The sequence below is a fragment of the Paenibacillus sp. LPE1-1-1.1 genome (genome assembly GCF_040676435.1).
GTDB lineage: Bacteria > Bacillota > Bacilli > Paenibacillales > Paenibacillaceae > Pristimantibacillus.
The window spans coordinates 1,111,525-1,137,035 of the sequence record NZ_JBEGHY010000012.1 but is presented as its reverse complement, the minus strand read 5'-3'; the positions used below and the strand labels follow the sequence as shown (position 1 = coordinate 1,137,035).

Annotated in this window: 23 protein-coding genes and 1 pseudogene; 5 read left to right on the top strand and 19 right to left on the bottom strand. The window is 45.7% G+C overall.

Annotated features, from left to right (window positions below; genetic code table 11):
• Positions 1–5: 5 nt before the first annotated feature.
• Together MRBLPE1_RS15600 and MRBLPE1_RS15595 are read right to left on the bottom strand one after the other, a co-directional pair.
• On the bottom strand, positions 6–935 hold the full coding sequence (locus MRBLPE1_RS15600; protein WP_364146706.1) for an SPFH domain-containing protein: 930 nt from the start codon (positions 933–935) through the stop codon (positions 6–8).
• A 6-nt stretch (positions 936–941) separates the two neighbouring features.
• Positions 942–1,370 (bottom strand): NfeD family protein, encoded by a 429-nt coding sequence (locus MRBLPE1_RS15595; protein WP_364146704.1) that lies wholly within the window; start codon positions 1,368–1,370, stop codon positions 942–944.
• A 142-nt stretch (positions 1,371–1,512) separates the two neighbouring features.
• Between MRBLPE1_RS15595 and uraA the strand changes: the two genes are divergently transcribed.
• From uraA to MRBLPE1_RS15580, 3 genes are all read left to right on the top strand, one after another.
• A complete protein-coding gene (uraA, locus tag MRBLPE1_RS15590) occupies positions 1,513–2,814 on the top strand; it encodes a uracil permease (RefSeq protein WP_364146702.1) in 1,302 nt (433 codons plus the stop codon).
• 112 nt (positions 2,815–2,926) lie between these two features.
• The gene (locus tag MRBLPE1_RS15585) at positions 2,927–3,265 is read left to right on the top strand and encodes a L,D-transpeptidase (protein WP_364146700.1); all 339 of its coding nucleotides are present in this window, start codon (positions 2,927–2,929) and stop codon (positions 3,263–3,265) included.
• Between the two features lie 77 nt (positions 3,266–3,342).
• Entirely contained in the window at positions 3,343–4,248 is a 906-nt protein-coding gene (locus MRBLPE1_RS15580; protein ID WP_364146698.1) for an AraC family transcriptional regulator, read from the top strand.
• 5 nt (positions 4,249–4,253) lie between these two features.
• On the opposite strand, the gene MRBLPE1_RS15575 is transcribed toward MRBLPE1_RS15580, so the two are convergent.
• The 5 genes from MRBLPE1_RS15575 to MRBLPE1_RS15555 form a co-directional block, all read right to left on the bottom strand.
• Positions 4,254–5,405 (bottom strand): Gfo/Idh/MocA family protein, encoded by a 1,152-nt coding sequence (locus tag MRBLPE1_RS15575; RefSeq protein WP_364146696.1) that lies wholly within the window; start codon positions 5,403–5,405, stop codon positions 4,254–4,256.
• Between the two features lie 153 nt (positions 5,406–5,558).
• Entirely contained in the window at positions 5,559–6,503 is a 945-nt protein-coding gene (locus MRBLPE1_RS15570) for a DUF1861 family protein (protein WP_364147341.1), read from the bottom strand.
• Between the two features lie 18 nt (positions 6,504–6,521).
• Positions 6,522–7,601 carry a mannose-1-phosphate guanylyltransferase gene (locus MRBLPE1_RS15565; RefSeq protein WP_364146693.1) on the bottom strand — a complete coding sequence of 360 codons (1,080 nt, stop codon included), beginning with the start codon at positions 7,599–7,601 and terminating at the stop codon, positions 6,522–6,524.
• Positions 7,594–8,691, bottom strand: a complete 1,098-nt coding sequence (locus MRBLPE1_RS15560; RefSeq protein WP_364146691.1) for a glycosyltransferase — start codon at positions 8,689–8,691, stop codon at positions 7,594–7,596. Before MRBLPE1_RS15560 ends, MRBLPE1_RS15565 begins: the two co-directional genes overlap by 8 nt.
• On the bottom strand, positions 8,691–9,881 hold the full coding sequence (locus MRBLPE1_RS15555) for a glycosyltransferase family 4 protein (protein WP_364147339.1): 1,191 nt from the start codon (positions 9,879–9,881) through the stop codon (positions 8,691–8,693). The genes MRBLPE1_RS15560 and MRBLPE1_RS15555 overlap by 1 nt, the downstream gene beginning before the upstream one ends.
• A gap of 351 nt (positions 9,882–10,232) precedes the next feature.
• On the opposite strand from MRBLPE1_RS15555, the gene MRBLPE1_RS15550 reads away from it, so the two are divergent.
• Positions 10,233–10,805 (top strand): 50S ribosomal protein L25, encoded by a 573-nt coding sequence (locus tag MRBLPE1_RS15550; RefSeq protein ID WP_364146689.1) that lies wholly within the window; start codon positions 10,233–10,235, stop codon positions 10,803–10,805.
• A gap of 51 nt (positions 10,806–10,856) precedes the next feature.
• Here MRBLPE1_RS15550 and MRBLPE1_RS15545 read toward each other — a convergent pair whose 3' ends face one another.
• On the bottom strand, positions 10,857–11,090 hold the full coding sequence (locus MRBLPE1_RS15545; RefSeq protein WP_364146686.1) for a helix-turn-helix domain-containing protein: 234 nt from the start codon (positions 11,088–11,090) through the stop codon (positions 10,857–10,859).
• Between the two features lie 294 nt (positions 11,091–11,384).
• Here MRBLPE1_RS15545 and MRBLPE1_RS15540 point away from each other — a divergent pair, with 294 nt between their 5' ends.
• Positions 11,385–12,680 (top strand): tyrosine-type recombinase/integrase, encoded by a 1,296-nt coding sequence (locus MRBLPE1_RS15540; RefSeq protein ID WP_364146683.1) that lies wholly within the window; start codon positions 11,385–11,387, stop codon positions 12,678–12,680.
• A gap of 194 nt (positions 12,681–12,874) precedes the next feature.
• On the opposite strand, the pseudogene MRBLPE1_RS15535 reads toward MRBLPE1_RS15540, so the two are convergent.
• From MRBLPE1_RS15535 to MRBLPE1_RS15480, 11 genes and pseudogenes are all read right to left on the bottom strand, one after another.
• Positions 12,875–12,960 (bottom strand): annotated as a pseudogene (locus MRBLPE1_RS15535) (RNA polymerase subunit sigma); the annotation flags it as partial.
• 452 nt (positions 12,961–13,412) lie between these two features.
• Complete coding sequence (locus MRBLPE1_RS15525; protein WP_364146680.1) at positions 13,413–14,360, bottom strand: alpha/beta hydrolase; 948 nt, start codon at positions 14,358–14,360, stop codon at positions 13,413–13,415.
• 145 nt (positions 14,361–14,505) lie between these two features.
• A complete protein-coding gene (locus MRBLPE1_RS15520) occupies positions 14,506–15,231 on the bottom strand; it encodes a RibD family protein (RefSeq protein ID WP_364146678.1) in 726 nt (241 codons plus the stop codon).
• A 356-nt stretch (positions 15,232–15,587) separates the two neighbouring features.
• Positions 15,588–16,673: a response regulator transcription factor gene (locus tag MRBLPE1_RS15515; RefSeq protein ID WP_364146675.1), complete on the bottom strand. Its 1,086-nt coding sequence runs from the start codon at positions 16,671–16,673 to the stop codon at positions 15,588–15,590.
• A gap of 123 nt (positions 16,674–16,796) precedes the next feature.
• Positions 16,797–17,147: a cyclophilin-like fold protein gene (locus MRBLPE1_RS15510; RefSeq protein ID WP_364146674.1), complete on the bottom strand. Its 351-nt coding sequence runs from the start codon at positions 17,145–17,147 to the stop codon at positions 16,797–16,799.
• A 191-nt stretch (positions 17,148–17,338) separates the two neighbouring features.
• Entirely contained in the window at positions 17,339–18,409 is a 1,071-nt protein-coding gene (locus tag MRBLPE1_RS15505) for a cyclophilin-like fold protein (RefSeq protein ID WP_364146671.1), read from the bottom strand.
• A 63-nt stretch (positions 18,410–18,472) separates the two neighbouring features.
• On the bottom strand, positions 18,473–19,180 hold the full coding sequence (locus tag MRBLPE1_RS15500; protein WP_364147336.1) for an SDR family oxidoreductase: 708 nt from the start codon (positions 19,178–19,180) through the stop codon (positions 18,473–18,475).
• Between the two features lie 107 nt (positions 19,181–19,287).
• On the bottom strand, positions 19,288–21,513 hold the full coding sequence (locus MRBLPE1_RS15495) for a transglutaminaseTgpA domain-containing protein (RefSeq protein ID WP_364146668.1): 2,226 nt from the start codon (positions 21,511–21,513) through the stop codon (positions 19,288–19,290).
• Positions 21,514–22,635 carry a DUF58 domain-containing protein gene (locus MRBLPE1_RS15490; protein WP_364146666.1) on the bottom strand — a complete coding sequence of 374 codons (1,122 nt, stop codon included), beginning with the start codon at positions 22,633–22,635 and terminating at the stop codon, positions 21,514–21,516.
• Between the two features lie 103 nt (positions 22,636–22,738).
• Positions 22,739–23,698: an AAA family ATPase gene (locus MRBLPE1_RS15485; RefSeq protein ID WP_364146664.1), complete on the bottom strand. Its 960-nt coding sequence runs from the start codon at positions 23,696–23,698 to the stop codon at positions 22,739–22,741.
• A gap of 616 nt (positions 23,699–24,314) precedes the next feature.
• A complete protein-coding gene (locus MRBLPE1_RS15480) occupies positions 24,315–25,478 on the bottom strand; it encodes a response regulator (protein ID WP_364147334.1) in 1,164 nt (387 codons plus the stop codon).
• Positions 25,479–25,511 lie beyond the last annotated feature (33 nt).

Below are 25,511 nucleotides of genomic sequence, written 5' to 3'. Positions count from 1 at the left end.
GCCTTCTACTCTTTGCTTGCTCTGAGCATCTCGCCAATCGCGCCGATGCTGCCCAGCGTATCGACCGCTCTGGTTGGAATAAACACTTTATTCGCCGGACCTTTGGCGATATCCGCCAGAGCCTCAAGCGAACGATAGGTGAGAATATTCTCGTCCAGCCCTGCCGAGCGTATCAGCTCAATTCTGCTTTTCTCCGCCTCGGCAATCGCCTGGATCGCTTTCGCTTCCCCGAGCGCCTCAAGCTCCTGCGCATGGCGCTGGCCTTCTGCTTGACGTATGCGAGCCTCCTTATCTCCCTCGGCTTTCAAGATTTTGCTCTGCTTGTCACCCTCAGCCCGCAAAATCATATCCTGCTTTGCCGCTTCCGCATCCAGCACCATCGCCCGTTTGCTCCGCTCGGCCTTCATTTGCTTATCCATCGCATCCTGAATATCGACGGGCGGCTGAATATCGATGACCTCGACCCGCTCGATGCGCACACCCCACTTCTCCGTCGCTTCATCGAGCGCGATCCGAATGTCCGACGAAATTTTCTCGCGTCCGGACAATGTCTCATCCAGCTCCATTTTGCCGATAATTTGCCGCATGGTTGCCGTGCTAATATTCCGAACGCCGTAAACGTAATCAGAGATGCCATATGTAGCTTGCTCTGGTCCCGTTACCTGATAAAAAATAATCGTATCAATTTTTACTTGGACGTTATCTTTGGTTATGACGGTTTGAGGCGGCACATTCGCTTGCTGAATGCGCAGATCATGGTACGTCCGCACATGGTCGATAATCGGAATCAGAATATTAACGCCTGGTGTCAGGAGCCGATTGAATTTACCTAGACGCTCGACTACGCCTATTCGCTGCTGCGGTACGATTTTAATTGATAAAGACGTAAACACAACGACAATCGCTATTAAAATAATGGCTACAACATAACCCATGTACGATTAGCCTCCCCATTTCTCGACTTGGAGCACCGCGCTTCCGCGGCTTACAACCTGAACAAGATCCCCCTTTGCGAGCGGTGTATTCGATACGGCGCTCCAGGTTTCATTCCCTACTTTGACGATGCCGGGCGCTCCCGCTCCAGTCTCCTCAAGCACAATTCCCTGCTTTCCAACGAGATCGTCCACTACGTCCTTATAGCCTCGCGAGGAATGGATGCGGCGAGTAATAGGACCCGTAAAGAACGTCAGGACAAGAACGACCAAGCATGCTGCAATGAGCTGAGTGACAAAGGATCCCGGCCAGAACCAATCGATGACCGCCGCGACTAAAGCGCCAATCCCCAGCCATAGCAAATAAAAAGTAAGCGTAAGCATCTCAACGACCAATAAAATACCGGCGAGTATGAGCCATACCGTCCATAATTCCATCCTGCCATCGCCTCCTCCTTCATTAATATATTCGATCCCGTTCATCCTATGATTAAGAAAACACTTGCCAAACCGATACTGAATATGTAGAATCATCAAGGGTCTTTTTACAAACTACATATCATTGGAGGCAGTTTTCATCATGAAAAATACAATCGGGGTCCTAGATCGACCGCCTGCTCTGCAAAGCTTCCTTCTAAGCCTGCAGCATCTCTTTGCCATGTTCGGCTCCACCGTGCTTGTTCCGAATATTCTCGGCGTGGATCCGGCAGTCTGCCTGCTTATGAACGGGATCGGTACGCTGCTCTATTTATGGATATGCAATAACAAGATTCCGGCTTATCTAGGATCAAGCTTTGCTTTCCTCGCACCCGCGGGCGCCGTCATCGGCGATCAAGCGGCCGGCGGAGGCAATTATGCGGCAGCTCTCGGCGGATTTATTATATCCGGCGTGATCTTCACGATTGTCGCGCTAATTATTCAAGCGGCAGGCACGGGCTGGATCAACGTTTTGTTTCCACCGGCGGCCATGGGCGCGATTGTTGCGATTATTGGTTTGGAGCTTATTCCCGTAGCCGCAGGAATGGCTGGCTGGATTAGCAAGCCTGGTGCTGATGCGTCAGTATGGGCGCAGGATCCGAAAATCATAACCCTTTCCACCGTCACGCTTGCTGTCACCGTGCTTGGTTCCGTGCTGTTCCGCGGCTTCATGCGCATCATTCCGATACTAATCGGTATTGTTACAGGTTATGTACTTGCCTATTTCATGGGCTTTACCGATTTCAGCAATCTTGCGGATAACGGCATTGTTCAACTGCCGCATTTCACCTTCCCCGTATTCGAGTGGACGGCAATTATCGCGATTGCGCCTGCCGCTCTCGTCGTTATAGCCGAGCACATTGGCCATCTTGTCGTAACGGGAAATATCGTGGATAAAGACCTATCGAAGGATCCGGGGCTTCACCGCTCGATGCTGGGCAACGGGGTTTCGACGATTCTTTCAGGGTTCGTAGGCTCCACGCCTAACACGACCTACGGGGAAAATATCGGCGTACTCGCGATTACGAAGGTCTATTCCACTTTTGTGATCGGAGGCGCGGCAGTCATTGCCATCGTGCTTTCGTTCTCGGGTAAATTTTCCGCATTGATTTCCGGTATTCCTGAACCGGTTATGGGCGGCGTGTCCCTGCTGCTGTTCGGCGTTATCGCAGCCTCCGGCTTCCGGATGCTTGTGGAATCCAAAGTGGATTACAGCAAGCCTACCAACCTGTTCCTAACGACTGTCGTACTCGTGACGGGCTTAAGCGGCGTAAAGCTTACGATCGGCGATTTCACGCTCTCGGGGATGGCGCTAGCCACCGTCGTCGCAATCGTATTGAGTCTGCTGTTCAAAGTGTTTGAAGTGTTGAAGCTGTCTAACGACTTCGAGTCTACAGGACATTAAATAACAAAGGGGGGCCTCAGCAGGCCCCCCTTTGTGATTATTAATTTGAATTCCTACATGAAGCAAACCTCCGCACCTCTACATAACATAACGAAAAAGGAGTGAAGCCGCTATGCCTGATTACCGCATCATTGTCGATCTTTCCGATCGAATGCTGCATCTGCTCGATAGCAATATCGTCACTCGTTCATTCCCTGTCGGCATTGGAAAAATGGTTACCCAGACCCCAACCGGCGAATTTACGATTATAAATAAGCAAGCCAATCCCGGCGGACCGTTCGGCGCATTTTGGATGGGGCTATCGAAGCCTCACTATGGCATTCATGGCACTAACAATCCGTCTTCGATTGGACATTTGGTTTCGCATGGCTGTATTCGGATGTATAATGACGATGTCCTGGCCCTCTCCAAACTCGTTCCCATCAACACCAGAGTCACGATCAGGCCTTAACCCTTTCACCAAAAAGCCCGTACTAATATGGTAAACTAAAAGCATATAACCACTTTTGCAGCGAGGATGTGCTTGCCGTGTCTTACATCCATAACGTCAATCTTCGAGATGTCCCGCTCTACTTTGCCCATAGACGCGCGAACGACAGACCCGAGAATTATCAAGGGACGTTCCACGCTCACCAAGGCGTTGAAATTTTAATCGTGCATGAAGGCAAAGGAACGCTGATTGTTGAGCAAAAAAGCTATGAGCTTGCGCCCGGCATGTTATGTATTTTCCAGCCCTATCAGCTGCATCATGTACAGGTCGAATTGTCTCCTGACACTCCGTTTATTCGCTCAATCGTGCACTTTGAGCCTACTTTATACGAAAGCTATTTTGAGAAATGGCCCAGCTTGCAGGCTTTTTATAAGCATATCTATACGGGAAGCTTAGCCGAGCCGTGTATGTATCACAGCGGGGATGCAGAGCCGCTGAACAGCTTGCTCAGAAGCTGGGAGCTGACCCTGCCGCAATTGTCCAAAGGCGAGTATTACGAGGAATTTTCTTTGTTTCTGGTAACCTTTCTGCGAGCCTTCAAGCAGCTGTGGGAGCAGCAGAAGTTCAAGCCCTCCGCCGCTTCTCCGGATACCCTTCGTCAGCCCCACCAGGCGGAGCGCATGCTGGAATGGCTCAAGGATCATTACAAAGAACCGCTGCGGCTGGAGCAGATGGCAGGCGAACTGCATCTGTCTCCCCATCACCTCTCCCATCTGTTCAAGGCTTGCACAGGGAGCAGCATATCCGACTATGTTACAGCCAAAAAGCTGCAGCAAGCCATCCTGCTCCTGACCTCTTCGGAGTATTCGATTGCCCGCATCGGGGAAGAAATCGGCATCACAAACAGCTCCTACTTTTGCAAAATGTTCAAAGCGCAATTAGGCATCACGCCGCATCAATACCGGAAACAGTTTCACAGCAAGCGGTATCCGAGACCGCACTGAGTTCATCATTTATAATCGCTGCCGGTTGTGATCGCTTGTTCCGCGAAGTTAGCCACGGAACCGCTTTTTTCATAAAAATGGATCGCGTTGGCCTGCATGCCGCTTCTCGAATAAAAAGGATCGTCTGAGCGTATCGGAAAAGAGACAAGCCTTCCCGTGCTCGCGGCTTTGTAAATACCGACAATGACTTCAAGCGTTTGGCGGCCGCTTATACCATCGATCAGCAGCGGAGCTCCGGTCTCGATGGCAGTGAGCAGATTGTCAATTTGACCGACATGTCCTTCATACGCAACCTCCGGCAAAGAATCATGACAGCGCTGCAGCTCCGCTTCAAGTAATAAATTTTGCTCCGGGAAGCCGTTGCCCGTCGCGGTTGATGCTTTTACCTGCCATGGTGCGGATACGCGTGCCTTTGCCCCCTGGAAAATAAGCTGCTGCTCCTGCCCGTGATGGACGACGGAGCTTGTAACCTGGGCAAGCGCACCGTCTTCATAACGAAAGATGCCGATCGATAAATCCTCGACCTCGGCGTTATCATGTGAAACATTCGACATAAACGCCTGTACTTCGGACGGACGCCCCATCATCCATACTAAGGCATCGATATGGTGAACGGCATGGTTTAAGGTACAGCCGCCGCCCTCCTTCTCCCAGGTGCCCCGCCACCATAGATCATAATAGCAATGCCCGCGCCACCAATGCGAATCAATCTGAGCATGGACGATTTTACCGGCCAAGCCGCTTTCCAGCACTGACTTCAGCTTCATCATAGGCGTCCTGAACCGGTTCTGGGCTACGACGGACAGCAGCTTCCCGCTTCTTTTCGCCGCTTCATTCATGATATCGCATTCCTCCAGGGAAGACGCCATCGGCTTCTCCACCAGCACATGCGCGCCTGCTTCCAGAAAAGCGACAGCAAGCTCTGCATGGGTGTATGGCGGCGTACAAATCGATACGATGTCTATATCCTGCTTCAGGAGCTGCGTATAATCGGATACGGCCTCCGCCTCCAAATGATGCTGCTGAATGCGGGCCTGTGCCTTCTCCTCATAAATATCGCTTACCGCCACGATCTGGCAGCGCTCCGGGAAATTTAAATACGCAGAGATGTGCGCGTTAGAGATGGCACCTGCGCCAATAATGGCTACTTTAAGCATGACTGCATCCTCCTTAAGGTTGATGCAATCAGTTTACCAAGGAAGCGTTCCCAAATGTATGCATAGCTTGTGAAAAAATAACGCTACTTTGCGATTTTCTTTTCGATTAAATAGAAAAGAGGGCGGTCTCATGAAGAGTGCCCTCTTTGATTATCATGCAATCGTTTCGTACTCCGAAAACGGATCCGCAATATCTAAATAGTGGGCTTCCGCGTCGCTGGCTCCCACATATAGCACAGCACGGTTATTCGCTTCTCGAACCAGCCCCCCGCTGAATATGACATCCACAAGATCCGGGCGCTTTGCCGGGCCATCCGGGAAGTCACTCCTGGTCGCTATTATTTTGACTGGCGATTTCTCTCTCGTCAACGGATTGAGCACAAACGACATCGCATGATAATGCAGAAGCCCAGCTTCATCCGTATAAGAGATATGGCCTAATACGCCAAGAAACCCATTTTTAAGCAAATGAATCTCATTAGCCCCTCCCCATTCATCCTTCAGAAACTGATCTCGAAAAAGCGGGGCTTTAATAATCGCGGTTTCCGATAAATCCTCAAAAGAATCCAGTATGCTGAAGCCGATAACGGCTCTTGTGCCTTCAATGCCGAACGGACGCGAGAAAATACCAATTCTTCCATCGGAAAGCTCCGATAATCGAATATCCTTCATATTCCAGGGGCCTGTGGCAGCATGGACGAGCTCATGCAAATTTGCCCCTCGATATAGCACGGTTTTCCAGCCGATGATCGTCCTGGAAGCCTCAGAATCAAAGTAAAGATGAACGCCGCCGAATACCCATTCCCCGTTTATCCGCGTGATAAAAGGATCCTGCAGCTGAAACTTAGGTAAATCCAGCTTCGGTGTCCATACGGCATTTTGACAGGTAAAGAAAATAATCTCAGATTCCTCCGAGTTTCGTTCTTCCACGCGGCCGGCAATATACAGCTCTCCTTCATTCCAGAAAGGGGCTGTGATATTATAAACGTCCCTCTCTCCTACTCCGGCAAAATGAAGCTTCCGGCCTTTGTTCGGAGCCGGCTGATACTCAAGCAGCAGCTCTTTACAGGTTTTAGTTTTCCATTCGAGCTTCATCATAGTGTCCATTAGCCTTCCTTAGGCGTATTCCTGCATTCCTTTATCTTTCAGCATCTTGACGATTTCCTTAACCTCCTGCGCCTTATCCTTGGCGCAAATCAGGAGAGCATCCTTAGTATCCGCTATAATTAGCCCATCGATTCCGATGGTCGTTATGAGCCGGTCTTCTCCATAAATGATAGAGTTACGCGTATCAATGCCGAGGTAGTTTGCTTTGACGATATTACCATGCTCATCTGGCGGGAATATGGCTCCGAGTGCATCCCAGCTGCCAATATCATTCCATCCGAAATCGCCCTCAATCACGACGACCTCGTCGCTTCTCTCTAAAATTCCGTAATCTATCGAAATGTTTTGTAACAACGGATAGATTTCATTGATCATTTCTTCTTCACGATCGGTGCCCAAATATTCTATTAAAGGCATCATCGTTTTATAAAGTCTCGGAAGAAATCTTTTGAAATTGTCAATTATACAGGACGTTTTCCAAATAAACATGCCGCTGTTCCATAAGTAATAGCCGGATTGCAGATAAGACTGCGCCTTTAAGAAATTTGGCTTTTCCACGAATTCAGCGACTTCATACACGCTGCAGGGTTTTGTTAGGGCCGGCTCGCTTCGGTATGAAATATATCCGTATCCGGTCGACGGGAAGGTAGGCTTAATGCCTATCGTCACGATTTTATCAGTCTTCATGGCTATGTCGCAGGCATCTTCCAACGTTTTCCTGAATTTTTCTTCTTCCGTAATATGATGATCCGAGGGAAACACAACCATCAATGAATCCCCATGGTTTTTCTCGATAAATAATGCAGCCAGCAGAATGCTGGCTGCCGTATTTTTGGCTACAGGCTCTACTAAAATATTTACGTGCTGAACGCTCTTATGCATAATGCTTTCTAGTAACACCGCTTGTGATCGGTTAGTCACTACAATCGTGTTTTCCAACGGGATAACCCCGTTAAATCTTTCAATCGTGTCATTGAGCATAATATCGTTGCCACTGATATTAATCAGTTGTTTCGGAAGCTCCTGACGGGATAATGGCCAGAAACGGGTTCCGCCCCCGCCGGCTAGAATCGCAGCAAATTTATTCATGATGCATCACCATATGAGCCATGCAATAAGAGACGATATTCTCAGACCCTTGATTTAGATTTAACCCGACAGCATGTATGCCATCGTAACAGGCACCGGTTTGAGCATCTATCAACGATTCATTTAGCGAATTACGGCCATGGAACCATTCATAGCAGGTAGATGCGTGAACGAGATACGTATGGTTCCCTAAGATTTTATAAGCAGCAAAGCAGGTCAGGAGCATCTCGGAGGCCTCTATAGGTTGTTCATCGTACAAGGCTGCTTCACCGCCCCGTGAAAGCCATCCATGACTGCCGACGGGCTTAAAATAACCTTCCTTCGAGAACGTGATTGATGCAAGAAAGTCGAGGCTTTCCTTAGCCGTTTGCCGATATTGTTCGGTATGTGAGAAATTCGAAGCTTTGAGAAGTGCCCAAGGAAGCATCGCATTTCCGTATGTGATGCTATTTTCAAACCAATGCCAGCCATTCCCTTTATTGCTTTCATACTGCGTATGCAGGCGCATTGCTAATTCCTTAACCAGCAGTTCGATCTCTGCACGCGGCAGAAATGAAGGGTCATCCGATTCCTTACCCGAGTAAGGAAAACTGTAGCTCAGAGCGTCCGGTGTTTCCAGCATTGAAGTTAATCCAATGAGCGCATAGGCCATCGCTCTCGGTGAGCCGATACTCCTTATTCTCGGAAGAGCTTGATTAATCATATATCTGCATGTATTTCTCAAATTATCAGGTACCGCGGACTCCGCAAGCGTGAAACCGAGCGCCCACAAACAACGTCCTAAGCAATCCTCAGAACCCGTTTTTTCAATAAACATGCGGTTGTAGTCCATAAAATTCCGAAAGCTTCCTTCTTCGTTTTGAGCATGGTGGATAAAAGCCAAATAGGTACGAATGAGATTCAAGCATTCCGCATCTTTTCTACTTTTGTACAGCATGACCGCTGCAATCAGAGCACGCGCGTTGTCGTCAGAGGTATATCCCTTATTTCTGTCGGGAATACCGAATTTCGTATGCTGAAAGATTCCCGTATCATCCGTCAGCCTTTTCAAATAATCCGACAGGAACGGCCGCGTCATCGATTGGACCATTATACAGCGCTCCCTTTTAAAGCGTAGCTTTGGGCAATGATTTCACGGAAAAGAACGGCATACGACTTCGCTACTTCATTCCACATCATCGTGCTCCCGAGAGCAAGGGTTCTGTTCTCCATCTCTGTTTTCAACTCCGGATGATCTAGGACATTTACGATATGATTTTGTAACGAGACAGCATCACGGAAATCCGCAAGCAAGCCGCGGCCGTCAGCCAGCATCTCAACGGCGTAACGGTACGGCGTCGAAATAATAACCCTTCCGTAACCAATGCCGAATGCAAGCGTTCCGCTAACCGCCTGATCCTTTCCTAGGTAGGGGGTCATATAGATGTCGGAAAGCACAAGCGAATGTACGACCTCCTCCTGCGACAAATGCCTGTCGACAAACGCGACATGCTGCTCTAAGCCAAGCCTTGCTACAAGGTCAATCAACTTCTGTCTGTACACTTCCCCTACCTCTTGTTTAACAACGGGATGCGTCTTTCCCCAAATGATATAAAGGGCATCCGGATGCTTCGTTGCAACGCCGCTCATTGCCTCTATGGCGTATTCAATTCCTTTCCCTGGGCTTAAAAAACCGAAGGTGGATAGAATCTGCCGATTGGAATAGCCGTAACGCTTCTTAAGTTCTGTACGGGACTCCGCAGCTACGACAGGAACGCCATGATGATACATTTCGATTTTGTCACGGTCTATGCCATAGATCTCGTGCAAATCCTGTATTTTATTTTGTGCCATCGTAATCGCCTTGAAGCTCAAATCTGCCAGCCGCTTCATAATGGAGAGCTGTAGAACGCTCGGTTCGGACAACACGGTGTGGAAAATGACGATAAACGGGATCGTAAGCTTCTCCGCCAGCTCTAAAATGTATTCCCCGCTTTCTCCGCCGTAGATGCCAAACTCATGCTGTATGACTAATAATTCGATGTTTGATTGATTGAGCTCTACCGCTGTTTTAGCGTAATCCGAACGGTTTTGCTGGCCGATCTGCCCCATAACTTGATTGCCGTAAACATAGGCTTTATTATTGTTAACCGCAATCATCCGAGGTTTATTAAAGTCTTGTATTCGTTCAATTTCATTCATCATATCTTGCGAAAAGGTAGCTAGGCCGCATTCTCTTGGCAAACTCGTTCCGAGGAAAGCTACATTATGTTTTATTGATCCATTTTTCAAAATAATCACTCCCATATTTTATATTTTCTTACATTTGGATATAAAAAAAAGAAATAAAGATGTCTTTATTTCTCATGCGTTCCTTATGCATTTGGCTGATGGTGATCATCGATATGGCATTTTTTGCAGCTAATGGTTGCTGCTTCCGCTCCTGTCTGCTCCCTAAACCTTAACACGACCATATTTTCTTGTCAATGAAGCCAAAATCCGGTAACTCATTTGACAATGACGGAACTTGTGATAAAATTAACATATGACAAGAAAATATGGTCGTTAGCAGACTGATTAGACATTCCATTGCTAATCAGTCTTTTTTATTGTCAGCTTCAAAGCAACCCATTCGATTAGGAGGCAACATTAATGAGCAATTCTATCCAGTTAAGCGAACGGGTCAATCAAACAAAGTCACAAATTAACGCACTAAGGAAGCAAGGCCAGGTTCCTGCCATCGTGTATGGCAAGGATGTTGGCAGCATCTCGGTCATCGTAGGCGAAAAGGATATCCTTTCAGCAATAAAGCACAATCAGCGGGCCATTTTAATTGCCGCAATTCCGGCACAAGGAAATAAGCCTGTATTGATTCAAAACATTCAAAGAGATCCGATCAGCAATAAAATCGTACATGTCGATTTTCATCAATTGAATATGAATGAGAGCATGGATTCTAAAGTAACGATTCACTTCACCGGCGACCCGGCGGGTGTTAAAGAAGGCGGCATTATTCAAATAGAAATGTACGAGGTTGAGGTACGCTGCATGCCGGATAACCTGCTAAGCGCATTTGAGGTTGATATTAGCGGACTCGGAATCGGCGATCAACTGCATGTCTCCGATCTTGCTTTCCATGAGGGAATAGAGGTTCTATCCGATCCTAGCTCGATGCTTATCAAAATCTCACAAGCACATGCGGAAGAAGTAGCTGCTTCAGCGTAAGCTTCATATAAATAACAAGGGAACCCTATACAGGATGTACAGGGTTCCCTTTTATTTGTTTGGATCCTCGTCATCATGGATGACAACGATAAAATGTCCTGGACTTACATTAAAGTACTTGCAGAGCCTCCATATCAGATCTCGCGGATATTGTACCATCTCATCCTTGTACATCTTCCGTACCGAATCAAAATGGTAATCGATATCCTTCGCAAGCTGCCTTATCGATAAGGTTGGATCCTTTGCCCTCATGATTTCCTTTAAATTACTGTGAACCCCCGGCATGGCTGCACCTCCATTCCATAAATATATAACGGTATGAACATATTATCAACCGTTCCTCCACCTGCACTAATGTAACTGCACGCCTATCTCTAATCACGCACAAAAAAACGACTCTATAGCTAGAGCCGTAACGTTTATAAAGTATGGTGCGGTAGACAGGATTTGAACCTGCACGTCCATTGGACACTACCCCCTCAACGTAGTGGGCTCTGTTTGTTAGTGTATGATTATTTCAGAAAAAGCCTGTTAAAATAGGCTTTTTTCAATTGTATATACGATCTATTATGATTAATTATGAGGGCGATTGTTGGTTTTTGTCAACAATCCGTCAACATGAGGATTATAAAACCCACCTATTCTGACCAAAATGATTTTAAAGAAGAAATTAATATTGGCGGTGGTGGTATTATGGCAAGTTTACAAAAACGTGGACCTAACTCCTATCTACTCGTGGTTGAAGCGGGTTATGATGCAAAAGGGAAACGAATCAAAAAAACAAAAACGATTCAAGCTCGTACAAAGAAAGAAGCTGAGTCTGAGCTAGCACGCTTCATTGTATTTGTAGAAAGCGGCATATACAAAACCCCTTCGAGGTTGACGCTGAATGACTTTGTTCAAGAATGGCAAACAAAATACGGTCAAACTGAGCTCTCTCCTTTAACTTTGAAAACGTATAACCATCATTTGAAAAATCACATATTGCCTGCTCTTGGCCATCTCAGACTCGATGAAATTAAACCCATGCACATCTTAAGTTTAATGGAAGAACTTCGTAAGCCTGGAGCAAGAAAGGACAATGTTTATGGAACACTTTCAAGCGGAACAATTGAATATATTTATCGCGTATTAAAGAATGTTTTTGGCCGAGCAAAGGACTGGAGCATATTAACAGTAAGTCCGATGGAAGGGATCAAAAAACCAAAGGTAACCCAGCAGAAATTAAAATTTTTTGACGAGCAGGAAGCTATTGCTGTGATTACTCTACTGAATGAAGCTGCACCTATCTGGCGATTATTTTGTATTGGTGCAATTCTAGGGGGATTTAGGCGTGGTGAATTACTTGCAATGGAATGGTCTGAAGTGAACTTTGAAAATCATTCAATCACGATAAACAAAAGTATTTCATTGACAATAAACAGTCAAGCAGTTATCAAATTGCCAAAGTCTGACGATTCCCTTAGGACCGTCGATATGCCAAAGTGGTATATGAATGAGCTCGCAATCTACAAGGAACAGTGTGAACGAGAACGTTTAATGATAGGAGATAAGTGGCTAGGTGGGGACAAAAATTATGTTTTTCATGCCGGTTATGGGAAAGCTTGTTATCATACGCAGCCCAGCAAATGGTGGAGAAGATTTACAGAAAAACATGGAGTAAAATATATTCGTTTTCATGACTTACGACACAGTTGCGCGACAATTTTATTGGAGAATGATGTGTCCATGAAGGCAATACAAGAACGTTTAGGACATTCGAAACAACAAGTCACTGCAGATCTTTATACTCATGTGTCAAAATCATTAAGCCGAGAAACAGCAAATAAGCTTGAGAAATTAAATCCAAGTCGAAATTCAGACACATCATTATAAATTGGACCTCTACGGAGGTCTTTCCTTTTTGCTTCCATCGGTTCGCTACCTTTATCGCTCCTAACTAAGTGGGCAATTAATCCCCAAAAGCTCGTTGTTATTTAATTGAATAGATTCTAACATGTTGATGTTTTACATCAAGTTAAAGAATCACTGGCTGCATCACTGCCAGCGATAGGGTCCATTACACGTTGTTATCGCTTCGCCTTATAAAACTCATGATACAGATTCATAAGTGCCCGCTTCTCTATCGCGATACATAACTCCGCGATATCCCTAGAAGCACTACGGCAGTACGCCGCAAGAATATCGGAACAGGTAGAATTAATTGCCGTGTTGAGGGAAATAGGACAACTGTTGGGTCCGAAGCAGTTCCCGACCGACGTACCGATAAACCTACACCATGTCCAACAGGAATAAAAAAAGCCACGTCACAAAGACGTGGCCATCGAGACTACTGTAGACTTATAACAACAATATTAATTATAACCCGTCATCTCTTCGCCTTATAAAACTCATGATAAAGCTTCATAAGCGCCCTCTTCTCTATCCGCGATACATAGCTTGCTAGAATATATGAAATGGATGCTTACGAGATTGTATATTCGCAACTCATTCGGGCAGTAGAGAAGGCATAGTTTTCTATTCAGACAAAAAAGTGTGAACCCCGAATATAAACGGGATTCACACAGCGGTTTTATTCAAAATACTACTAGTATGCAAAAGTTAGTGTTAATTTAGATTTGTTCTAAAGAAGCTCTCGAGCTTGTCGAAGGGGATAAGTTCTTTTCTGTCGTACAGGTCGATGTGTCTTGCATCATTGACAACATACAATTCCTTTGGTTCGGCAGCCATCTTGTAAGCATCCTCAGAAAAATAGCGCGAATGTGCATTTTCACCCATGATGAACAAGATTGGTCTTGGCGAAATCGATTCAAGATCAGTAAGCAAAGGGAAGTTCATAAAAGACATATCGCTCGTGATCGTAAATCCGCCTATCGAATTTGGGTGGTGTCCACGCGGAGCTACGTAATATTCAAAAAACTCGCTTGTGATAGGATCCAGCCCCTCTGGAATTTCTGCGGGGAATGTAGGGGTCAACTGAGGTGATCCATTTTCAAAGTCCTTCCAACGCTGCTCGCCAAGTTGATCAAGGTATTTATTACGCTGTTCATCGGTCATGCTGTCTTCCCAGCCGTTTCGCTTTACGCGGCTCATATCGTACATGCTTGCGGTGGCAATGGCCTTAATGCGACGGTCAACTTTTGCCGCGGAGAGGGCAAAGCCGCCGCTGCCGCAGATGCCGATCGCACCGATTTTATTTCTATCCACATACGGGCGTGTTCCCAGATAGTCTACGCCGGCGCTGAAGTCTTCGGTGAAAATATCGGGCGATGAAACATGTCTTGGTTCACCGCTGCTTTCGCCGTTAAAGGACTCGTCAAATGCAATTGCGACAAAACCGCGTTCTGCCATTGTTTGTGCATAGATTCCTGCACCTTGCTCTTTTACGCCGCCATACGGCGTGCCAATGACAAGAGCCACGTATTTCTTTGATTCGTCAATATCTTTCGGTAAATACAAATCTGCGGCAACGGTAATGCCAAACCTGTTCTTGTATGAGACTTTTTCGACAGTTACATTGTCGCTCAGAGGAAAGGTCTTATCGTTTCTTTTCATTTTTAAACTCCTTATAATGTTATTATGATGTTATTACGCTGTTCGTTGTTAGAAAATTTATAAAATATTTTTTATTGCATTCCTCCTCTCTAAACAAGTTAAGGCTATAACTTGTCTAATATCTTATCTTTGTTAACAGGGATGATTAATCATGTTTAGTTACATACTTCAACCATAGCCCGCTATCCTCCAGCTTTTCGACTTCTTTTAAAAAGAAATTTACTGGAGGCTGTTTTGTTAAAAATGAACTCGTTTCAAATAGTGTCACAGAGTTAGATGCACCATCTGCAATCGGAACGAAAATCAGGCTTAATTCATCAATTAATCCTTCGTTCAAAAAGGACCCGTTTAAAAAGCCTCCACCTTCTAGCATTAATTTATCGATTGAAAATAGTTTTTTAAACTTTTGCACTACGACAGTAAAATTTAATCGTTCTGTCCCACCGAAAATATAAGATATACCCATGTTTTGCAGATGAGCTAAGTAAGCATCAGATACTTGCTCTGTAAGCACCTCTACGATGTGCTCTTCCGTCCTATGCTCATTCCATGATTCAATTGAATTTTTTGTCCATCCTAATTTCCCAGAGGGGTCTACTGCTATTGCATAACTATCAGCATTTTTGTTTGCAACGTAATCGGTTCTAGGGATAGGCGGGACGTCTTTGTGTTTTAAATTTAATTTATGTCCAAAGGTAAAGTGTTCCTCCATGGTAACCCTTCCACACATCCAAGCATCAGAACCGTAACGCTCATGGATTTTTTCGTATAAATCTGTAAATTCAGCTGCTCGTTCCACTTTCAAATAATCTCCTGCGATTTTCCCATCCAATGAAGTTGTCATGTGGCAAATAATATATGGTCTGTCCAAACTTATAACCCCTTTAAAGATAAAATGGCAAATGCTATTGCACTAACAATACTGTCAGCATCAATTGTAATTTTGTAAAAGTCATTCAACGAAGTGAATTGTTTAATCAACTCATGTATATTATTATACGACTAAGAAGAGGTCATTCAATGGTTAAAAACACGCAAAGTGTTGATATATCAACAAAGTAATTAAAAATGTTCTTTATTTAGAAAGCTATGTGGAATTAAGATAACCAAAGTGGGACAACTTTAGTCCCCTTCATAAAGCCGCTATCGTCAGGCAGACCCTGCAATCCTTTTGTATAGGCAACGCCCAATTGGGAGACAAGAGAATGCGCCTAGTAATACCGCTTACTATCCTTTTCCGCTTCGAATTTCCCCTGGTGTTATTCCGAAATACTTCTTGAAGACCCTATGAAAATAAGCAATTTCGGAATAACCGCATATTTGGGCCACCTTTTTGATCGAGATAGCCGTATGCACAAGTAACTGCTTTGCCCTTTCCATACGCTTGCGTATGATGTATTCGGTCATATTCTCCCCGACGATCGTTTTATAGGCCCGGCTAAGATGTTCTTTGCTTACATAAAAATGGTGAGCAACGGTCTCGAGCGAGATTGGTTCCATGTAGTGCTGATCAATATAATGCTGAACTTCAAGGATTACAAGACGGGATTTCGTTCTGCTTACCGATTCAATCTTATCGATAGCCTCCTCATAGCTATGTAACACGCTATTCAACATATCCTTTACGTTTTCGTAACTCCAGGAAGCCTGGGACTTCAGGTTGTTCGCCTCAAATCCGACTTGATTTTCACTCATAAAATCCTCCAGGATGAGTGAAAAATCATCTCTGATTTTAATGAGCATAGAGGCTTCCGTTCCTAAAGGAAAGGTTTGACCTAAAAATTCTTCTAATTTATTCATGCTCTGCAGGAGCAGCGGCTGGCTAAGCTCAAACAAAGCTGCAAAAACACGCTGCCGCAATACCCCATAACGATCCATTAGATGAGCGCTCGGGAATACCAGCGGCGACCGCCATGACGTGTTTACCGTTTGTTTTTGAACCTCTAATTCAAGGATACATTTCTGCAGTGCCTCATTTAACTCATTTGGCTCGATTGGTTTCAGCAAATATTCTACGGCCCGCGATCGGATTGCTTCCTTTAAGTAGTCGAAATCGTCATAGCCGCTCATTACAATAATTTTCAACCTGGGAAACTGCTGTTTTAATTCTTTCAGAAGCCCGACGCCGTCGATACCCGGCATTCTCATATCCGTAATGACAATCTGCGGCTTCAGCTCGCTTATGAGCTTAAGCGCCGCTATGCCATCCTCTGCTTCACCGGAAACGATAAGATTAAGCTTTTCCCATTCTCCTAATGCTTTAACAACTTCCCTCGACCATGGTTCATCATCGATAATCATCACTTTGTTCATCTTGCTGCTCCCTCGATTGTAAAGGTACTTTCAGAATGACTACCGTTCCATGTTCAGGTTTGCTGAATACGCGCATAATAGGCATAAGCTAGATTCGATTCTGATAAGTCTCGTTTCTCCCCCTTAGTCGATTCTTTCGATCGTCACTGTAAAATTCTCAATAACATTTGCGATATGTTCTTTCCCGGATTCAATCTCTCCTAGTACAATCAGTCCATTCCCGGCGGTGCCAGAATCCTTATAAAATATTACCACATTGCCCCACGGGGAATAGTAAGCAAAGTCGCCAACCGAAGGACCGTTTAAGGGGGCAGATTCGGTAGATAATTTACGCGATAAATAACTGATTTTTTCTTTTCCAGCGAATTCCTCGAATGATAAGGTTAGCGGAAGCATCGATACAAAGTCCCTGCTTGTTGGATTGTCATACATGCTTACGATGACTTCCTCATTGTCGAAAATCAATTTTATCATGGCACCTTCCACGCTTTCATTTTCATCAATTGAATCTTGACCGCTCTCCTCGGTTTGATCAACGGGTGCTACAGGTTGTTCATTTCCCGGAGCGTTAGTAACTCACTTCCGCAAGCTGTAAATATAAAAATCATCGCCAGTGCGAGAGTCACAGATAAGATTGTTCGCATATCGTTTGCTCCTCCACCGTATTAATCTATTCTTTCAATTTTCATTGTGAAGTCATCACTCATACTTGCGAGCTTTTCCGCAAGCTCTTCTACGCCAGATTCTACCTTGCCTAATGGAATCAAATCGGACGAATATTGCCCATCAGCATAAAAAAATGCAATGTCTTTCCAGGGCGCGTAATAAACGAAATCTCCGGTAGTCGGTGTAGTTCCTACCGGCGCGCCCTCAGTAGCTAGTCCTTCATCCAGTATTCTTATTTTCTCTAATCCACCGAAGTCTTCGAATGTTAGTGTAAGCGGGAGTCTTCCCAAAAAGTCCCTGCTCGTTGGATTGTCGTACATATTCACAATGAATTCCTCGTTGCCAAAACTAAGTTTGATCCTTGTAGGACCAACATGGTCACTTGCAGAATCTTGACCATTTTTCGAATCAGGTGCATCTCGATCTTCGGTTTCAGCTGCAAATAACCGCTGGACAGGTTGTGCTGCCTTAGCGTCAACAGCACCGTCATTAACCAATTTATCCAACAAAGTATTATCACTGTTCTTGAGTTTGGCAGCCAGGGCGGAATAAGATACAGAAACCATATCGCCTCGAAGGAAACTGTCGGTGAATGTCTCTACTAGACCCAACTGATGCGCTGTTTGCCCTGACGACCCGTAGGTAAAGTCCACGCCATCCTCATAACCAAGCGCGCGAAGCGAAAAAGTAGAATACATTTGCAGATTGCATAATCCGTTAGGATCAAAGAGTTCGCTGCTTACGCCTCTTGTTAATCCGACGTCGTACATATATGCAACGTATTTGTCTGCCCATCCAGGCACATCGGTGAAGGGATGGCTGTAGTTACCGTTTTGCGCCTCTTTTTCCATGCCCAGCAGACGAACCAGCATGACTGCAGCTTGCGTACGGGTAACTTGTTTTTCCAGTTCATACCCGTTACCGGTTCCTAGGAATAAACCTAAGCTTTTTAAGGTATTTCCCTTTTGGTTAGCATCAGATGCAAAAACATTCTGTCCACAAATCCCCACGGTTACCAATACCAATGCAAGTATCACTGCAATTAGCTTTGATTTTGATCTCGTTCTCACTCTTCTTCCCTCCATTAGAGGACACGTTTAGGACCTCGTTGCTATTTTTAAACACCTCTAATGTTACCAATCACTTCTTTTACCATCTCTAAAAAAACCACCATTAGGACCATCGGGCCCGATTGTCGCCAACCAAAGGATTGATTCTGCGGCTTGCTTTGGTGTTCGTGGAGCAGTTGGTCCTCCCATATCCGTACTTACCCATCCCGGATCGACGGCATTTATTTTGATATCTCCTTGAACTTCTGCAGCTGCCAATCGCGTCAATCCATTAAGGGCAAGTTTAGATAACTTATAAGCACCAGCTCCTTGCCACGACAATTGGCTCATCATTCCATAATCTGAAGAAACATTGATAATTCTCCCATAACCCTGCTTCTCCATGAGTGGAATAAAAGAATGAATGACGCAATAAGCACCGAAGAAGTTTGTTGACATCGTTTTCTCTAGTACGGAAAGGTCTGTAGTCAAAAACTTGTCATTCTCATCCAAATACACGCCGGCGTTATTGATCAATACGTCTAGCTTTCCAAACTTCTGATCCACTGTAACCGCTGCTTGACGGATACTTTCTTGATTGTCGACATCGATCATCACAAACGAGACATCTAATCCCGCCCCCTTAAGCTTTTGAGCAGCATCATCACCTTTGATTGGATCCCGACTTGCCAGAACAACCTTAAAGTCATTCAAAGCCAGCAGTTTGACCAACTCATATCCGATTCCTCGATTCGCACCTGTCACAAGAGCCACTTTTTTATCGTGTAACATCATCTTCACCAATCCACCTTTCTTAAGATTATACTTAGCGTTGAGATACGCAGAATACAATGAACATTTGATAGAGATACGTTTAGCGTGTTTCACTGCGGATAATCCTACATTATCTCCCGAATATGTTGCATCTTGCGCTTCATTTCCGTCAGCTCCTCGTGGCTGATCGATGAGCCGCTGTAATTCGCTTTCTCGAAGAGTAGCAATACAGAATTTAATTCATCTTTCCCTATTTGTTTATTCTGCTCGAACCATCTCTGAGTCGCTTCTCTCGCCGTTTCGTGTTTCAAGCGATGATAACCTTTTCGACTTACGAAACGAAGGAAAAGCTCGAATTCGATCAAAACATCCTGATTGGTATTCAATTGTCGGTTCACAGGCCAAATGTGCCGCAATACTGGAACACGCCGGCGGAGGATCCATATCAAACCGAGCAAAATCGCACCGGCGACGATCCCAACTTCCCATCTGAACGAACGCGAGTTTCCCTCACCTACCTTCTGCGTCTGTAGAATCTCTTCAGATTCCAAGTTTGATTCCGACTCCGTGGGCGTTTCCGTTTCGATGGAGGTTTCCGGCTGCGGATCGGTTACGCTGGCATCCTCCATCGCGTAAGTCGGGAGCGAAAAACCTGCAGTCGGTTCGAACGGAATCCACCCATAGCCTGGGAAGAACACTTCGACCCATGAGTGGGCGTCTGAATTACGGATCGTGTATTCATTTTCTCCCGTAGCCGCGCCTGGAGCAAAACCTTTTACCCAGCGTGTCGGTATGCCGATCGAACGCGCCATGACCGCCATTGCCGTCGAATAATTATTGCAGTAGCCTTCCTGGACTTCAAATAAGAACTGATCGACGAAATCTGCGCTCTTGCCTTTACTCAAGTCTGGATTAGTGGTGTACGGGTACGTACTGGACAAGTACTGCTCAAGCAACTTCACCTTGTCGTACATATTCGTCCCCGGTTGCGACACCTGTAAGGCCAATTCCGTCACACGATTCGGGAGTGTATCTGGAAGGTGCAAATACTCTTCCAGTCCCTCCCGACTCGGAATTTGAGCAGGAACTTTGCGAAGTGCGGCTTCATTGATAACCGGCACTTTAGAGACGATCGTATACGATTCCGGATACAAGGTTTGGCCATCTCCGATCCACCTAAGCTCTGACGATTGGGATGACCACCGAATCGAAGAGAAGCTCACACCATCATTTCCGTTGGTGATGCTTTGCACGTTATCCATTGCATACGCTCCGAACAGTACAGGGAACTCTTCCCGTGAATCACCCGCCATCGTTACCGTTTGCTTCACTTCGATTGTTCCGAGCTGCGCTTGTTCAAGTCTCGGATCATGTGGGAGAGATGCTTCTGGCGAGATGAGCGATAAGGGCATCCGTCGTTCGACCTCGCTCGAGATCCATCCCCTACCGGTATAAAGCGAACGGGTTTCGCCGCGCCAATAGCTGCGGTACGGCGTAACAGCCGACATAACAGGCGTATGGTCGAAAGTAAGTTGTCCACCGAGAGTTGAGTCATCACGGCTATAACCGGACGTTGACTGCGAGCCGAGTGACGTGCTTGCACTGTCACTACTCCCCATTGCAGGTGAAACGCCCTGCACGTTTCTCCACATCGTATAGGGATCAGTAAGTACCGCCCGGACATCCGGAGCTAGTGTTCCAAGGTAAACGATAAGCGAAAATAGGAGTACGATCGGCAACGCGATAAAGGCAAATTGACCGGACGAATTAGACCACGCGACAGGAATCCTTTTCTTTAGTTCAACGAAATGCCATATGGTCAATAAGAACAATCCGCAAATGATGGCCGCCGCCCCCTGCTCCCAAAGCTCAATAGAGCTGAAGGAATCGCGTATTGCGAAAGCCATCACCGTAATAACCAGTATAATCATGATGCGTAATTTATTCTGCATGGTCTTCAAAGCAATCAAAGTGATTATCCATGCAGATAGGGCAAACCAGATGAAAGGCGCAAATTGTCTCATATCGTCCTGAAAAAGGATTCCCAGATCACGGAAATCAGAGACTTCACGACCGAGCGGATCATAGTCCAAAACGTAGCCCGTCATGAACGTAATCGCCATAAACTGCATCAGACGACGAAGAGACCAATGCAACGCGGGAAACATTTCAACAACAAGCGTTAAGAGAAGCGTCATCTTTACGACCGTGATTGTTTCGGGCAGCAAGACCCCGCTTTCTTTTTGAATCCATATTACGTACTGTAGAAGAAATACGCCTGTAAGCAAAACCGATAAATGTTGGTGCCAATCCCGTAGAAGCGGGATTGAACGCGACCGTAGTTTGAGCATTTATATACGCCCTCCCAATACTAGTGCCAACTCTTCAAGCGAAGTTACGGCGTAGCCCATAACACCCGTCGTTTGCAAATGTCGCCGCCATTGCTCTTGTTCAGTTACGGGCACTCCCGAGGCGACCCACATATGACATGGCTTCAACCGGCGCTGCTGTGCCCAGGAAATCAACGGCACCGTCGCATCCCCATACTCCGGGGAAATGAAGACTAACAAAGAGCCGGAATTGATCTGCCGCGACCGATCTTTCAGTCCACTGAGAAGCGGATTCGTACCGTCTGGCTCCGCATCAATCAAATGGTTTGTAATCGCCTTCTGATGGCTTGTGCCGGCCTTTGACTCCAAATACGCAATATGTTTACCTACTGATACCAGCCCGACCGACAAATGGTTGGCTGTCAAATAGTCAATAAGGGAAGCAGCGATCGAGACGGCCAACTCAAACTGTTCCTTGCTCCGGTAGGCGTGCATGTTCCTATCCAATACGATAATTATCCTCGGTAAGGCTTCCTTCTCAAACTCCTTTGATTTCCATGTGCCTGTCTTAGCCGTAGCATTCCAATGAATACGGGATAGGCGATCCCCATTGATGAACTCACGAATGCCATTCATCTGCGCGGACTCCTGGAAGGACTGTGATTTTATATTATGATGGCGAAAACCCTGAAATATTTGGTGAAGCTGCTTCCATTCACGGATATGCACCTTTTGCGGCAGCACAAGAAGCTTGTCCGGTAAATCTAGTCGTCCTTTATGCTGGAATAGGCCAAAGATATCTTCTGTCACGCAATTCGTGACTCCGAATCGGTATACTCCTCTGCGCAACGCAGGCGTTCGGTATGACACTTCCACTTGCCTTCTCCGATCTGGAATGCCGAATGTCTCTAACATATGCTCCTCGCCGCCTTCACGAGAAAGACATTCCTTAATGGTTACGTAAGGGATTGGCCAAACGCCGGGGATTTTCGCCAGAAAGTGAACCTCAAGCGTCGTACCCGCCACGATATCGGAGTCACGACCGGTACCTATTACTTTCCGATAGCCATGCACGCTAGAGATGCCGCTCCAGCGACCGCAAATCAAATAGATGCATAACCCCGCAACGATTATGAACACCATTAGAGCGAACTTGCCTCCTTGAAACAATAAAAAAAACAAGCTAGCGGTAAAAAGAACAGCGGGCCCCCAAAAGCGTGATGAATATTTGGTAAAAAGATTCATCTTATTTCCCCGTGCCAACGGGCACCTGGACTTGTTGGAAAACTGTTTCAAACAGTTGAAACAAGGTATTCCCGTCGTTTCTTCTTGCTGGTTCCAGAATGATCCGATGACCGAGCACAAACGGCGTCAAATATTTCACATCATCGGGTATGATATATTCTCGATTCCACAAGTAAGCGAGTGCCTTCGCTACTTGAAGTATGGCGATCGACGCCCGCGGACTGGGGCCGAGGAGAACGGCAGAATGGCCGCGCAATTTTCTCACTATTGAAATGATATAGTCGGCAATGGCATCGTCAACGTAGATTTGCTTCACTCGTTCCTGCATTTGTCTCAAACGCTCGATGGTCGTGACCGGCTCGAGTTGATCAACCGGATGAGCACTTCCCTGCGATAAGAGGATTCGCTTTTCCGTATCGTAATCAGGATATCCAAGATTGAACTTAAACATAAACCGATCCAGCTGTGCTTCCGGCAATACGTACGTGCCATCGAAATCAATAGGATTTTGTGTAGCGAGGAGCAAAAACGTCTCCGCAAGCGGGTAGATCTCACCATCCACAGTCACGGTGCGCTCCTCCATAGCCTCAAGGAGTGCAGACTGTGTTTTCGTAGAAGCACGATTAATCTCATCAACAAGTAATATATTGCTGAAAACCGGTCCAGGTCGAAAAATAAACATTTCCTCTTTTGGATGATAAATCGTGACCCCTGTAATGTCCGTTGGCAGCAAGTCGGGGTTGCATTGGATCCGGCGGAACAGGCCTTGCACGGATTGAGCCAACGCTTTGATCAGAACCGTTTTGCCGGTTCCAGGCACATCTTCAAGCAGGACATGTCCACCTGCAAGTGTAGCAGTCAAAAGCAGCTCGACTTCCATTTCTTTGCCTAGAACACAAGATTCGATGTTTAATTTAAGTAGATTTAAAATATTCCTGTCATCATTGAACATAGGTTCCATCTATCTTGTTCCTCCTGCTGGTCTTAGCTGTTTGGATTTTAATAAAACGGTCCAGACAATATAGATACATCCAATTCCTACAAAGCATTGGATGGGATATTCGCTACGCCAAATATTGTTGTCGGTTTGTTATCGTCCACCTCACAATGCAGTTAAACATTAAACCAATAAAAAACCATGATGTATTATTGTCATCAAGATACCCAACACGAGGTGGATAAGAGAAAGAATTTGTTTAGTCAACATTATTATATAAGTAAGAAGCGTACATTCAATGGTTAAAAGAACGTAATTTGTTGATATATCAACACAGCACTCGAAAATGTTAATTTTCTAAGAAGGCTTGGTGGAATTTACGATGACAAAAGTGGATCGGAGAATTGTTAAAACACAAGAATCGATGAAAAAGGCTAGGGTGAGATTGATAAACGAGTGGAATAAATATAGAGATAATTGATGTTATTTTGCAATAAACTGGGGTCGCTAATCAACATATCCCAAGTCTCAGAAATAAAGGAGATCATCTTATAGACAATCTCCCGTATCTGTTCTGTTGTCTTTCCTTCCAGAGTTTTGATCGGATTATCGATAGCGGCATGACCACGAGTTCATAGCATCAACTAGGAAGAAGCTTGATCTCAGCACGATATTGGCCAGGACTGCAGTTGTACTTCTTCCGGAATACTTGCGTGAAATGCCTCACATCCGGGTACCCGATCATTTCACCGATTTTCGTAACGGTTAGTTTCGGGTCAGCAAGCAGTTCCGCAGCCCGTTCCATGCGAAGCTGAGTTACATATTCCTTAAACCCTATACCGATTGTTTGTTTGAAAAGTTTACTGAAGTAGACCGGGTTTAAATAGATGACGGATGCAACGAGCTCCAATGAAAGGTTCTCATGAAAGTTGCCATGAATATATTGCACAGCGGTATCGATAACATTGTTGCTTACAAATGAAGCGTCTTCGACCTGATGATCGGAAACGGATTGCAGCTTCCGAATCTCGCTTGGAATCGAGTAGAAATCCGTAAGAAGCGAGCTCATATAAAACTGGTAAGGGACTTTAAGACAGCGGTCCAGATGAGTTATAGCTTCTGATTGGAAACGTTCCGGAGTCATATTATTATTGAGCGTAACGACACCAGCCAGAAAATCCCCATCCACCGTTACGATAAAGCCTGAGCCGCTCATACCGATATATTCTGACATAATGTTCTCGGCAACAAAGTTTTTAAGCGAAAGCTCCCGATCGTTTTCCAGCTTGATGCCCAGGAGATAAAAGCGGTCATGCCGCTCCTTGAGCGCGGTCAGATCGAAATGTCCGATGTCTAACCCTTTAATCCACCGTCTGAACACCGCTTCCCGCAAATATTTCAGATTCAGTTCAAGGAGTGCGTGATCGGACTCCTGGCGCTTTTTTTCGTTCCACTCGGACAATAGAACTGTTGTCGCCGCAATGATTTGGTCCTTGCCGATCGGCTTCAAAATATAGTCCCGCGCCCCCAATCGCATCGCCTCTTGGGCAAATCTGAATTCGGAATGAGCAGAAACAACGATCCATATCATATTCGAATACGTCGGACCGACATGTTTCAGCAATTCCAAGCCGTTCATACCAGGCATCAAAATATCCAGAAAAACGGCATGAATCTGTTTGTGCAGAAGAATATGAAGCGCATCTGCGGCAGATGCGGCCGTACTAACGTCAATTTCCGGGAACTCTCTATCGATTGTCCGCTTAATCCCTTCTCGGATCGCTTTTTCATCATCAACCACCATTACATTCAATCCGGTTCCCCCTCGCTGCTAGCC

Coding starts and splice junctions, on each gene's coding strand:
- MRBLPE1_RS15600 (WP_364146706.1), bottom strand. CDS start 935: ATGGGTTATGTTGTAGCCATTATTTTAATAGCGATTGTCGTTGTGTTT.
- MRBLPE1_RS15595 (WP_364146704.1), bottom strand. CDS start 1,370: ATGGAATTATGGACGGTATGGCTCATACTCGCCGGTATTTTATTGGTC.
- uraA (WP_364146702.1), top strand. CDS start 1,513: ATGAAAAATACAATCGGGGTCCTAGATCGACCGCCTGCTCTGCAAAGC.
- MRBLPE1_RS15585 (WP_364146700.1), top strand. CDS start 2,927: ATGCCTGATTACCGCATCATTGTCGATCTTTCCGATCGAATGCTGCAT.
- MRBLPE1_RS15575 (WP_364146696.1), bottom strand. CDS start 5,405: ATGCTTAAAGTAGCCATTATTGGCGCAGGTGCCATCTCTAACGCGCAC.
- MRBLPE1_RS15570 (WP_364147341.1), bottom strand. CDS start 6,503: ATGATGAAGCTCGAATGGAAAACTAAAACCTGTAAAGAGCTGCTGCTT.
- MRBLPE1_RS15565 (WP_364146693.1), bottom strand. CDS start 7,601: ATGAATAAATTTGCTGCGATTCTAGCCGGCGGGGGCGGAACCCGTTTC.
- MRBLPE1_RS15560 (WP_364146691.1), bottom strand. CDS start 8,691: ATGGTCCAATCGATGACGCGGCCGTTCCTGTCGGATTATTTGAAAAGG.
- MRBLPE1_RS15550 (WP_364146689.1), top strand. CDS start 10,233: ATGAGCAATTCTATCCAGTTAAGCGAACGGGTCAATCAAACAAAGTCA.
- MRBLPE1_RS15545 (WP_364146686.1), bottom strand. CDS start 11,090: ATGCCGGGGGTTCACAGTAATTTAAAGGAAATCATGAGGGCAAAGGAT.
- MRBLPE1_RS15540 (WP_364146683.1), top strand. CDS start 11,385: ATGAGGGCGATTGTTGGTTTTTGTCAACAATCCGTCAACATGAGGATT.
- MRBLPE1_RS15525 (WP_364146680.1), bottom strand. CDS start 14,360: ATGAAAAGAAACGATAAGACCTTTCCTCTGAGCGACAATGTAACTGTC.
- MRBLPE1_RS15515 (WP_364146675.1), bottom strand. CDS start 16,673: ATGAACAAAGTGATGATTATCGATGATGAACCATGGTCGAGGGAAGTT.
- MRBLPE1_RS15510 (WP_364146674.1), bottom strand. CDS start 17,147: ATGATAAAATTGATTTTCGACAATGAGGAAGTCATCGTAAGCATGTAT.
- MRBLPE1_RS15500 (WP_364147336.1), bottom strand. CDS start 19,180: ATGTTACACGATAAAAAAGTGGCTCTTGTGACAGGTGCGAATCGAGGA.
- MRBLPE1_RS15495 (WP_364146668.1), bottom strand. CDS start 21,513: ATGCTCAAACTACGGTCGCGTTCAATCCCGCTTCTACGGGATTGGCAC.
- MRBLPE1_RS15490 (WP_364146666.1), bottom strand. CDS start 22,635: ATGGTGTTCATAATCGTTGCGGGGTTATGCATCTATTTGATTTGCGGT.
- MRBLPE1_RS15485 (WP_364146664.1), bottom strand. CDS start 23,698: ATGGAACCTATGTTCAATGATGACAGGAATATTTTAAATCTACTTAAA.
- MRBLPE1_RS15480 (WP_364147334.1), bottom strand. CDS start 25,478: ATGGTGGTTGATGATGAAAAAGCGATCCGAGAAGGGATTAAGCGGACA.